This is a genomic window from Sporosarcina sp. FA15 (genome assembly GCF_051550195.1).
Lineage (GTDB): Bacteria > Bacillota > Bacilli > Bacillales_A > Planococcaceae > Sporosarcina > Sporosarcina psychrophila.
In genome coordinates, this window is sequence record NZ_CP188818.1 from 901,380 (window position 1) to 914,326 (window position 12,947).

General features: G+C 35.0%; 10 protein-coding genes. All 10 read left to right on the forward strand.

Annotated elements, in window-relative coordinates; genetic code table 11:
• Positions 1-76 precede the first annotated feature (76 nt).
• Entirely contained in the window at positions 77-1,816 is a 1,740-nt protein-coding gene (locus ACP8HG_RS04335; RefSeq protein WP_438298243.1) for a cache domain-containing sensor histidine kinase, read from the forward strand.
• 3 nt (positions 1,817-1,819) lie between these two features.
• Complete coding sequence (locus tag ACP8HG_RS04340; RefSeq protein ID WP_438298244.1) at positions 1,820-2,542, forward strand: response regulator transcription factor; 723 nt, start codon at positions 1,820-1,822, stop codon at positions 2,540-2,542.
• Between the two features lie 94 nt (positions 2,543-2,636).
• Complete coding sequence (locus ACP8HG_RS04345) at positions 2,637-3,941, forward strand: extracellular solute-binding protein (RefSeq protein ID WP_338652601.1); 1,305 nt, start codon at positions 2,637-2,639, stop codon at positions 3,939-3,941.
• A 71-nt stretch (positions 3,942-4,012) separates the two neighbouring features.
• Entirely contained in the window at positions 4,013-4,693 is a 681-nt protein-coding gene (locus tag ACP8HG_RS04350; protein ID WP_438298245.1) for a hypothetical protein, read from the forward strand.
• A 24-nt stretch (positions 4,694-4,717) separates the two neighbouring features.
• Complete coding sequence (locus ACP8HG_RS04355; RefSeq protein WP_438298246.1) at positions 4,718-5,626, forward strand: carbohydrate ABC transporter permease; 909 nt, start codon at positions 4,718-4,720, stop codon at positions 5,624-5,626.
• Entirely contained in the window at positions 5,616-6,434 is an 819-nt protein-coding gene (locus tag ACP8HG_RS04360; RefSeq protein ID WP_438298247.1) for a carbohydrate ABC transporter permease, read from the forward strand. Before ACP8HG_RS04355 ends, ACP8HG_RS04360 begins: the two co-directional genes overlap by 11 nt.
• Before the next feature lie 227 nt (positions 6,435-6,661).
• Positions 6,662-8,365 carry an alpha-glucuronidase family glycosyl hydrolase gene (locus tag ACP8HG_RS04365; RefSeq protein WP_438298248.1) on the forward strand — a complete coding sequence of 568 codons (1,704 nt, stop codon included), beginning with the start codon at positions 6,662-6,664 and terminating at the stop codon, positions 8,363-8,365.
• A gap of 30 nt (positions 8,366-8,395) precedes the next feature.
• Positions 8,396-9,991, forward strand: a complete 1,596-nt coding sequence (locus ACP8HG_RS04370; RefSeq protein ID WP_354312866.1) for an FAD-dependent oxidoreductase — start codon at positions 8,396-8,398, stop codon at positions 9,989-9,991.
• Positions 9,992-10,016: 25 nt separating this feature from the next.
• Positions 10,017-10,967 carry a GNAT family N-acetyltransferase gene (locus ACP8HG_RS04375; RefSeq protein WP_340741975.1) on the forward strand — a complete coding sequence of 317 codons (951 nt, stop codon included), beginning with the start codon at positions 10,017-10,019 and terminating at the stop codon, positions 10,965-10,967.
• 418 nt (positions 10,968-11,385) lie between these two features.
• Entirely contained in the window at positions 11,386-12,759 is a 1,374-nt protein-coding gene (locus ACP8HG_RS04380; RefSeq protein WP_421102837.1) for an MATE family efflux transporter, read from the forward strand.
• The last annotated feature ends 188 nt before the right edge of the window (positions 12,760-12,947 follow it).

Sequence of the window (12,947 nt, forward strand, 5' to 3'; positions counted from 1 at the left end):
GAGGAAACCGGTTTTGCATTAGTAAAGATATATTAAAGGCAACTCCAAAATTAGTAGATTAGGGGGATTAACTAAAATGTCATTAAGAAATAAGATATTCATTACTTTTTCCTTATTACTATTACTTCCCCTAATAGTTGTTGGAATAGTTGTTCAGAATATATTTATGTCTTCTAAAAGTGAAGAAGTTATTACTAAAGTTGAAAATACGATTATACAACTAAATTATAATTTAGATTTAATGTTAGAAGATGCATCAAGGTCTACAATCTCAATATTATACAACAAAGAACTTGTTGGTGTTTTAAGGGAATATGATATGAATACTCCTATAACCCATAAAAAGTATAGTCATGTTAAATTACTTTCTTTATTTTTATCGAGCATGACTTTTAATAAAGATCAAATATATGGGATACATATATTTGCAAAAAATGGTCAATTATTTAGTCATATGGATAACTACAGAATTGAAGATCAAATTAATCTACAAGAGCAAGAATGGTATCTGAAAGCTAAGGAACAAGAAGGTGGTTGGATAACATATTATGATGTTAAACCTATTTATTATAAAAATAACAGTGAAAAGTATGTGAGTTTTCTTAGGTTGCTGAGAGATCCGGAGAATCACAATGAATTAGGAGTAATAAGAATTGACTTTGCACCTAAGTATATAAAGGAAATAACTGAGCAACTTGGAAGCGAGAATTGGCAAATATCCACAACGCATAATGAACCATTAATAGGAAGTCAAAGTGATTATCTATTATCTAGTTGCCAAAAAAATCAAAGTTGGATTAAGACTGAGCAATCTAATCAAGAGTATTTTTGTGTTACACATACATCAAGTAAAACTGGTTTAAAAATAAGTAATGTTATACCCAAAGATTATTTATACAGTGAAATCAGTGAGTTCAACAACATTTTGCTTTTATTAATTGGATTTTGTTTACTTATTTCTTTACTTATCTCTTACTATATGACGAACTATCTACTAAAACCATTGGAGTTATTAAAAACACGAATTAGATGGTTTCAAGAAAATAAGTTGGCAAATAGTAGTAGTATCCAATCTAAAAATGAATTAGTAGAATTACATGTTGCTTATGATGGAATGTTATCTGATATAGATTATTTGGTTGCGGAAGTGTATGAAATAAATTTGAGAAACTCGGAAGCTGAATATAAAGCGTTACAATCCCAAATGGACCCACATTTTATCTTTAATACACTAGAATCAATTAACATGAAGGCCATAAATAATGATCAGTTTGAAATTTCAGACATGATTGCCGAATTAGGAAAATTAATTAGATATCGTTTAAAAAATGAAGAACAACAGATCCCTTTGCAAGAAGAAATAATATTTGCGAAAACCTATGTAAGCATTATGAAGAATAGATTAGAGGATGCACTTGACGTTCATTGGGATTTGGAAGATGAGATTGTGGATCATCTAGTACCAAAATATATAATTCAACCAATAATTGAAAACTCGATAATGCATGGTTACAGTAAAAGGGTCAAAAGGGTTGAGATATTTGTGAAAGTTAAAATGGAAGGATCCGCACTTACTATATCAGTTTGTGATAATGGTACCGGGATAGACAACTGCAACCTATTAAAAATAAAAGAATCACTAAAATCTACTTTAATGAATAAAGATTATGGGGAACATCCTGAAAGCGTTAAAAATGGTATTGCATTAGTGAATATCAACAGGCGGTTAAGACTTATTCATGGACCTAATAGTATGTTGCTTATTTCATCGAAAGTAGGAATAGGTACCCAGGTAGATATTATCATTAGAAAGTAGGTAATGAAGTTGAAAAATGTCCTGTTAGTGGATGACGAAAAAGTAATAAGGAAAGGGATAAAGAAGTTACTGGAGGATGTTATAACCGGTTATAAGGTTATGTGGGAAGCATCTAATGGTTACGAAGCCCTTGAAATTGCAAATATAGAAATACCTGATCTTGTGATTACAGACATTAGAATGCCTGAAATGAATGGTATTGATTTTATATCGTATTTTAAAAAGAGACATCCGTTAGTATCGGTAATCGTAATCAGTGGTCATGACGATTTTATTTATGTAAGGGAGGCTTTAAAGTTAGGAGTGAAGGATTATTTGTTAAAACCAATAAGTCGAAGCGAACTTGCAAGTACTCTCCAAAATATAGATAAAGAGCGTACTAGTAATAACGATATTATTAACCCAGGTGAATCTGTGAATATAAGTAAAATTAAAGATGTAATCAATCGGAACTTAGAAAAAGAGATAACTTTAAATTTCATTTCAAATACGTTAAATCTTCATCCAAATTATATTAGTCAACTGTTTAAACAAAAAACAAATATAAAATTATCCGAGTACATAATGCAGCAAAGAATAGAAAAATCCAAAGAATTATTAACTCAAACTCAACTTAAAATATATGATATTGCACATTTAGTTGGTTATGTGAACTCGAAACATTTTTCAGTGGTCTTTAAAAAAATAGTTGGGAAGACTCCTTATCAATACAGACAAAAGATTTGAATAATCTTAACATTACAAACCATTTCTTAATACTAACCGATTATGAAGCGCTTACATTATTGGTATTATGATAATAAGAAAAGGGGGCAGGGATATGAAAAAGTATTTATTGATTTTTTTCAGTCTAGTATTGATTTTTCTTGCAGCATGTAGTAAAGAAGATTCAAAAGACCAGAGTAAAGATGATGGAACAGCTAAAAGTGATGATAAAAAAGAGGATGTTGAATTGACGTTTTCAATATGGGGAAATGATCAACACGCAGAAATGTATGAGGAAGTTCTAAAAGGGTTTTATGATGAAAATCCAAACATTAAAGTGAAAATTGATCTTATTCCGTTTCCAGACTATCAGCAAAAGATGTCAGTACTTGCTGCAGGAAGTGAATTACCAGACGTAGGTTGGGTTTCCGAAGCAATGGTCTCTCAATTTACTAAGAATGATATTTTAAGTGATATTTCAGAGTTTAGTAAGGATGACGACTTTAATATGAATGATTTTATTCCGTCGACATTGGAATTATGGAAACATGACGGAAAGTTATTAGGGTTACCGTTTTCTACACCACCTATGATTTTATACTATAACAAAACAATGTTTGAAAAGGCTGGATTAGAAACACCGACTGAACTGGCTATGAAAGATGAATGGACATGGGAACAATTTGAGGAAGCTGCTAAAGCATTATCAGCGGGTGAAGGAATAAATAGAACTTATGGCGCAAGATTATTTAGGGAATGGACTAACTTTGCAACGTTACCTTCTCATACAATCTCATATGGAGGGTCAATCTTTTCCGATGATATGAAAGAGTTTAAGTGGAATTCTACAGAAGGCATTAAGACCTTTGAAATGCTGAATCGAATGATGTTTGAGGATAAGTCACATGTACCACCAGGTGAGAATATTGAATATGAAGGTGGAAAAGTTGGTATGTACTCCGCAATGTATAGCTATATGACAAATGCAAGAGAGATTACTGACTTCGAATGGGATATTGCCCCACTTCCTAAAGGTCCTGAAGGAAGGGCTCCATTACTTGGGCAAGCGGGAATTGTTGCATTCGAGGGTAGTAAGCATCCAGAAGAGGCAAAGGTATTATTGAAGTTCTTGGCTAGTAAAGAAGGTATTCAGGCACAGTCTGTATTCTTTGTTCCAGCAAGAAAAAGTGTACTAGAATCCGATGAATTTATTAATATCCCTAATAACCCTTCAAGAGAATCTATTCAGTTGGCCATGATTGATCAGATGAACCATGGTTATACGTATCCATTACATGAAGACTGGACAAAAATCGAAAGTGAAATTATCAAAGGTATTGATAAGCTGTTTGCACAAATGGAAACTCCAACTATAATACTTGAGCAAATGGAAAAAGATATAAAACCTTTATTAAAGTGAGAAAAGTTACAAGATTAAAAGTAACGGTTTCTAATCCGTTACTTTTAATCTTATAAAGGGGGATATTGGAAATGGAAACAACATTAAAAAAGATGTTATTTCGTAAGGAAATATCTATAATTGCTAGCCTTCCAGAGAATCGTATAGATTTAGCGCAAGCAGCTATAGATGCAGGAGTAGATGGACTTAAATTTCATATTAATGTTTCTCATCGGGCTAGTCGGAATGAATTTAAAGATATAGAGCATTATTTTGAGATATTTGAAGAAGTAAGACGAAAATTTAGTGGACCAATAGGTTTAGTTATTGGTGATGAAATTGAAAAGGTACTTGGCACAAATACGAAACAGTTAAAAAATTTAGGATTTGACTATTATTCACTATATGCAAAAGATATTGGGTCGAAAATGCTACTTCAGAATGACTTGGAGCGTACAGTAGCGGTCAATGATAATTTTTGTTTCGAACAGGTGCGGATTATTGAGTCATTTAACATCCAGGCAGTTGAACTGTCAATCGTGAGAAAGGAAGACTACGGACTTCCGATGAACTTTGAAGACTTTATTACTTATAAAAGTTATAGGGATAATACAAAGCTACCGCTTATTATACCTTCTCAAAAAAATCTTGTACCGGATGATATGGTTATTCTTCAAGAAATAGGTATCAATGCAATTATGCTAGGCGCGATAACAATTGGTAGTACAGTAGAGTCTATTTTTGAAACGATTTCACGGTTTACGAAAAAATAGAATGATTATTGAGGGTGAGATAAAATGCTTAGACACTTCACCAAAGGAAAAAGACTTAGTTCTAAATGGAGTGACAATATAGCAGGTTGGTTATTTGTCTCGCCTATGTTAATAGGATTTACAATATTTATGTTTGGACCTTTGCTATATGCTTTTTTTATTAGTTTGAATGACTGGCCACTACTAGGAGAAGAAACTTTTATAGGCTTAAAAAACTACGAAACGCTGGTTCATGATCCTACATTTATTAAATCCTTAGTTAATACATTATTATTTAGTTTAGGATTGGTCCCTTTTAACATAATACTGGCTATGTTTTTAGCATCTTTGTTAAAAACAAAGTTCTTTGGGATTGGCTTATTTAGAACTGCTATATTTGTTCCGGTAGTGACTTCTTTAATAGTCTGGTCGATTGTCTGGAAGTATTTATTGGCTTCTGAATTAGGATTTATTAATCAAATGTTAGCTTTAATTGGTATAGAAGGACCTTCATGGCTTTTAAGTGTATCAACTGCTTTACCAGTAGTTATTTTTGTAAGTGTGCTTAAAAATGTTGGACTAAATATGATCTTATTTTTAACGGCAATGCAACAAGTTCCGATAGAATTATATGAAGCATCTGAGCTTGATGGTGCATCTAATTTCAGGAAATTTAGAAGCGTAACATTACCATTAATTACTCCGACAGTATTTTTAACTATGATTATTACTACAATTGGTGCTATGAAAGTTTTTGGACAAATCTACGTCATGACCCGCGGAGGGCCAGTCGATAGCACTAAAGTCCTGGTTTACTATATTTGGGAAACTGCTTTTAAACATTTCGATATGGGCTATGCTTCAGCTTTAGCATTTGTGTTGTTCTTTATCTTATTAGCATTTACTATTCTATCTTGGATTGTTAGGAAGAGGTGGGTTTTCTATGAGGAATAAAGGAAGAAATCTGTTTAAGTATTTTACGCTTTTGATAATAACATCTTTAATGATCGGTCCTTTATTATGGATGATTGCAACCTCATTAAAAGAACCCGCCAAAACGTTCACACAAATCCTACCTAATCCGATAAGATGGGCAAATTATGCTGAAGTATTAGGTAATTCAACTTTTTTGAAGCAATACTGGAATAGTATTTATATCTCTATATTAGTAACACTTCTGGTTTTGCTGTTCTCTTCAATGGCAGGGTATGCTTTTGCTAGAATAAAATTTATGGGCAGGAATGTAATTTTTCTATTGTTATTAAGTGTACTAATGATCCCAGCAGAAGTGACTATTATTCCATTATTTTTATTCATGCGAGAACTTGGACTTATCAACACTCACCTTCCATTGATTTTACTGCCTACATTTGGTGCTTCAGGTGCATTTGGTATTTTTTTAATGCGACAATTTTTTATTATGATACCAAAAGAATTAGAAGAGGCAGCGATAATCGATGGTTGTTCAAAGTTTAAGGTTTATTGGAGAATTATGTTGCCATTATCTGTACCAGCTCTATCAACATTAACTATATTTACATTTTTGGCAAATTGGGATGAATTTTTGTATCCTCTGATATTCATAAATTCACGGGAACTCATGACACTGCCTATAGGATTATCACTATTTACTGATGAGACAGGTACAGCATGGCATCACTTAATGAGTGCAACAACATTAGCTACAATACCATTATTGATAATATTTTTCTTTGCCCAAAAGAAATTTATAGAAGGAATGACGGCAGGGAGCATTAAGTGAATTAAAATGTCAATAAGGGCACTAGTTTTCGTCAATTATGATAGGAAGCTGTAGTGTCCTTTTGTTGTTTGATGGAAAAGGGGTAAAACCTTCCATTATATATTGAACAAATGAATAACTATATCAACTGAGTGAAGGCGCTTTACAAGGGGGAGTGCGGGAGACATCCCCTAGCGCCGTAGCGGATTTGAAGGGAATCTTTATTTCAACTTCTATATTTAAGAAAGGTGTTGTTAATCATAGACAAAATTATTTACTGGAATAATCACGAAACGGTTTTGTTCGCTGTTGAAGAGTTAAGAAGGTTAATGAGAGAAGCAGGACATGAAAGTACAATCGATGCCCAGGCGGAATTCACTGCACTTAATAAAAACATGAATAGAGTTATCCTGCTAACAACAAACGAATATCATTCTTTGAAGGATATGAGAAAAACAATCATACTAAATGATGATGGTTTTGCATTGATTAGATCAGAGCATGATATGTGGATTATTGGGAATGAGCCCCGTTCTATTCTCTATGGTGTTTATATGTATTGTAAAAAGCAGTTTGGTTATCAGTGGATTGATTTGGACAAAGAAACAATCGTTAACCCTCATTCACCAAAGAAAGAAGAACTATATATCCATGAACCGATGTTTGCTAGACGTGGAAATATTATTGAAACCATTAATGATCCCGGTTATATCAATACCCTCATAGATTGGGGAGTTAAAAACGGACAAAATGAATATTTCTTCACGTTCTTCTTATGGAATGAGGTTAAATCATACGTAACTTCTGCGTTACGTAAAAGAGATGTTCAAGTGACGTTAGGCGGTCATAGTTTAAGTTACTTGCTTAGAGAGATACAAAAGGATACGAACGAGAATATGCTCAAGCAAGAAGAGAAACTAAAGTTCTTTGCTGAAAATACATATCTTCAGGATAAAGTCATTCAAAAAATAGTCGCTATCTGTTTGGAAAACAAAGTGATTACTAGAATATCGTTGTGGCCTGAAGATATCGGAATTGACGAGAAAAACGCGAGTGGATTTTTACCGACATATATTCGATTTACTGAAAAAATGAAAGAAGCGCTTGATAAAGAAGGATTACACGTAGAAGTAGAATATATTGTGTACAATGCTGGGTTGTCTTGGGACATGCTGGAAAGGGAAAAACAAACAGAAGCATCTGATCAAGTCGATGCGTTATATGCCTATTGGGGAAGGGATTATTCATCAGCCATAAATTCAAGTGATTCTAGGCAAGTTAGAGCCTATCAAACATTGCAAGACTGGAATGAGCAAACGAAAAAATGCGGGAAATCGTTAACAGTTCTTGAGTACTATAGTGATCATTTTATGTTAACGGAGCTATTCCCGCCACTTCTTATGAGAATACAGCAAGATTTACATGATTATAAACAATTGACTATAAACGGTGTATTAAATTTAATTGTACCAACGCATCAAAAACAACACTATCCAGAGCTAGAAGTTAACTACCCCTGGAAATGGATTCACCATTTTAATAATTACGTATACACAAGGATTGCCTGGGGTGAAAAATATGAAGTGATTGCAGAAGAATATTTCACTGTTTTTAATGAGGATAAAGCAGCATTTCATGAGATGCTGCTCGAATTAGAAAAACTTTTATCACAGCATACGAAGTGGAATGCACCACTTTTTCCTGCTCGAGTAGTGGATCCAGAAAAAGTCCGTGAGCCGATGAGTCAATTAAAGATACCTTCCTATTTACGCGATGTATATGAGCATTTGGCGAAGCTGGATATGACGGAGACTGAATCATTACTTGTCATTCAGACAAAGGATAATTTTAAATCATTTACAACAAAAGAAATGATGTCGATCTACTTCTATTATTTAAAAAAAGGAACCGAGATTTATTCAACTGCATGGGCATTAAAAGAAGAACAATAAAGCCTAACAGAATATACGGAGGTTTTACTTATGGATTTTAGTAATCTGCATTATTATGTACCAACAAAAAAAGTCAACAAGCCAACGTTAATTGAAAAAAACCTGATTATATACGGAGGAACACCAGCGGGAATAACGGCAGCTATTCAAGCGACAAGAATGGGTCTCACTGTAGCAATCATTGAGTTTAGCAGAAATATTGGTGGGATGACTGCGAGCGGATTAGGAGCTACAGATCTTGGCGCTGAAAATGCTGTTGGTGGTCTTTCAAGAGAATTTTATAATGAAATAGCGAAGTACTACCAAAAAGAGAAACAATGGAAATTCGAACCGAAGGCGGCTCAGTATGTATTTGATAAATGGATGAAAGATTATGATATCCCGGTTTATTTAAACCAACATCTAGCAGAGGTAATTAAAGAGAATGGGGCAATCATTGAAATTATAATGGAAAATGGGTCTCGCTATAAAGGAAAAGTCTTTATGGATTGTAGTTATGAAGGTGATTTATTAGCTAAATCAGATGTTAGTTATTTTGTTGGACGAGAATCAAATGCAACGTATCAAGAGATTTATAATGGCGTCCAATTTGGAGCACCGCATCATAAATTTGAAAAGTGGATTGATCCTTATGTTGTGGAGGGGGAGGCAGAGAGTGGTTTGTTGCCGGGAATTACAGAAGATGATCCCAAACAGTTAGGTTATCAAGGGCAGGGAGATCATCGAATTCAAGCGTATAATTTCCGGATTTGCTTGACGAAGGAACGAAAGAATCGTATTCCATTTCCAAAGCCATCACATTATGAATCAGATCGATATCAGCTTCTACTTCGTTATATTCAAGCGGGTGTTTGGGATGCGATGAACCTTCACACGAAGTTGCCAAACGGAAAATCCGATTTAAATAATTATGGCGCCATTTCGACGGACAATCTTGGGATGAATTATGACTGGCCTGAAGGTAGTTATCATAGACGTGAGGAGATTTTTCAAGATCATTTGAATTATGATTTGGGGATGTTGTACTTTTTAGCTAATGATTTACGTGTACCAGTAGAAATCCGTGAGGAAGTAGCTGCCTGGGGATTACCGAAAGATGAATTTGAAAAAACGGGAAACTGGCCACATCAATTGTATATCCGTGAAGGAAGAAGAATGATTTCTGATTATGTCATGACAGATCATAATTGTCTAAAGCAGACATTTGTTGATGATCCGATCGGTTTGGCATCATTCCATATGGATTCTCATAACTGCCGACGTGTCGTGATTGATGGCAGGTGTGTGAATGAGGGAGATGTTCAAGTACCAATTGCTCCTTATGCGATTTCGTATCGTTCCATTCGTCCAAAGTTTGAGGAATGTACGAATTTACTTGTTCCCGTTTGCTTATCAAGTTCACATATTGCTTATGGTTCGATTCGAATGGAGCCGATATTTATGATTCTTGGGCAGACAGCAGGAACGGCGGCAGCTCTTGCCTATAAACATGAAATAGCTGTCCAAAATGTAGATTATGAAGAATTGAAACAGGAACTTCTAAAGGCGGATCAAGTTGTCGAATGGGGAGAGGAGATGATGGATGATCCGATTAAACGAATGGAAGAAACGTTCGGAAAGGAATAACCATTACAGTAGTGGAGGGGTCTAGATGAAAATCATTGCTTGGAAACGCGATAGATTAGAAGAGCTAGTAGAGTTATGGAATAAAGAATTAGCCGTAGATTTTCCGATGCGTAAAGAGCTGTTTATACAGAATAGTTTCAATGACGTGAACGTTAGCTATGAAGGTTCTTATATCGCAGTAGATGATCAAGACCATGTGATTGGATTTGTAGTTGCTAAACGATGGCAAGAAACAATAGACGTGAAAATGGATCCTAAAAGGGGCTGGATCCAAGTGTTATTAATAGACAGTACACACCGGGGGAAAGGGCTTGGAACAAAGCTTCTTAAACGTGCAGAAGCACAATTAAAAGGAAATGGTGTTGAGGAGATGCAATTGGGTGGTGACCCCTTTCACTATTTCTCGGGTATACCGGATCAATATAAGAATGCTCAAAAGTTGGCGGAAAAACATGGCTACACTAAAAGAGTAGACACATATGACTTGATTAATCACCTGGATAAAAAATATGACTTACCTGTTGATAATTCAGTTGTATTTTCAATCCTTAAAAAGGAGGAAGAAGTTGATCTAATTTTATTTCTAGAAAGATGTTTTCCCGGAAGATGGGTCTATGAAACGATGAAGTACTTTGAAATGAATGGGGATGGACGAGAATTTGTTGTCGTCAAAAAGAAAGGTCAAATCATAGGTTTTTGTAGAATAAATGATAGCCACTCGCCATTCATTGCACAAAACGTTTATTGGAGTCCCCTTTTTGAACAAGAGGTCGGTGGGATTGGTCCATTAGGGATTGATGCGAATGAACAAAAGCAAGGGTACGGATTAGCGATTGTTCAAGCTGCAATAGCTTATTTACAAGAACGAAATACTGAAACTATCATTATTGATTGGACAATTTTAGTGGACTTTTATAAAAAACTAGACTTTAATCCATGGAAAATATATGGCGTTTATTTAAAGGATTTGAAGTGAAGATTTTAAAGAAGGTGTAGTGAGTAATGGGGGTCCGCCAACACGAAACCAAATTGTTTGAACAGGTGATCCAATTGGCTTATGAAACATTTCTTGAATAGGGCCAGACATCGATGGGGTGGCCTAAATAAGTTTTATCCCGCATTAACGGGCAGTAAGATCCCCACTTCAAACACGAGAAGAATAAGTGGAGAGTCAACTAATCGTAATAGCCCGAATGGTTATGCTAACAATCAGTGGAGGATGAAGAATCCCCACTGATTGAAGACTTTTTTAATTGCGGTGTAATTTCCGCAGTTTATACATAGCTTTGTTGCAGAAAAAATGAAAGCGATTAACATACATTCTTTATAGTTTACATTCAAGGTTTATGGTAAGATACTTTGAATGTAATTGGATAAAGAAGGGAAGTGTAGTAATGGCATCAGCCGAAACTGCAAAAAAACCAGACAAAAAACTGAATTTATTTCATTTAACATGGCCAATTTTTTTAGAAGTCTTTCTTTTTATGTTGATGGGTATCGCGGATACATTCATGTTGAGTGCATTGTCAGATGATGCTGTGTCAGGTGTAGGGGCGGCAAATCAGTATGTTCATATTGCCATTCTCATCCTAGAAGTTGTTGGGAACGGGGCGGCAATTGTTGTATCACAATATCTCGGCTCGAAAAGGTATCTTGAAGCATCCAAAATTTCAGCATTAGCGGTTACATTAAATTTAATTGTCGGTCTTCTTATGAGTGTTATTTTCGTTATATTTTCAAAAAACATGATGATTGCTATGAATTTACAAGGCGATGTACTGGAGCATGCTTCAAAATATTTAATCATTGTGGGCGGAGCGATTTTCTTACAAGCTATTATTAATTCGTTATCAGCGATTATTCGTGTACATGGCTTTACAAAACAAACGATGTTTGTTTCATTAGGTATGAACATTGTTCACGTAGTCGGCAACTATGCACTAATTTTCGGGAATTTTGGTTTTCCAGAGTTAGGGGTACAGGGTGCAGCAATTTCTTCTGTTGTCAGTCGCTTGCTTGCATTGATTGTTTTCTTTTGGATACTTTATCGAGTAATGGAATACCGTGTAGAGTTCCGCTATTATATTACATTGTCAAAAGAATATATTCGTAAAATATTACAGATAGGCATTCCATCCGCATTCGAACAGGTGATGTATCAAGGGTGTCAAATTGTCTTCTTATACTATGTAACTTACTTAGGAGCGGAATCATTAGCAGCAAGACAATATGCTGTGAACATATCAATGTTTACGTATTTATTCGCGATTGCGATTGGTATGGGAACGGCGATTATTGTTGGAAGGTTTGTTGGCGGAAACGAGCAAGACGAGGCATATACGAGTGTTTGGACAAGTGTCAAATGGGCATTTCTGTTTACGTTATGTATGGTGACACTCGTTATCATATTCCGCTATCCATTGATGAGGTTGTTTACTGATAACACTGAAATCATTGAAATAGGGGCATCCGTTTTACTTCTTAGTATTTTACTAGAAACCGGGCGTACGTTGAACATTGTTATTATCTCCTCATTGCGTGCAGCTGGAGATGCAAAATATCCGGTTATCATTGGTTCTTTTTCAATGGTAGCGATGAGTTTGCCATTAGGCTATTTTCTAGTGTTCGAATTAAACCTTGGACTCGTTGGAGTATGGCTAGCGATTACTGTAGATGAATGGACGCGTGCTATTATTATGTATTACCGATGGAAGAGTAGGAAATGGGAAAGATACGCTCTTGTATCGCCGAAAAAGAGTCGTCAGTGAATACAGATAGTCAAACATAGAACTTGGAACAGTTGAATAATATATAAAGCGTGTCACTTAGAGTTTTACTATCTAAGTGGCATTTATTTGACTCGGTGTAAAGTGGATATGCAATTTTAACGAGGTAAATAACTAAAGCCCCAGCAACTCAGGCGAAATTAATCGACAGAGTTACTGGGGTTTTTAGT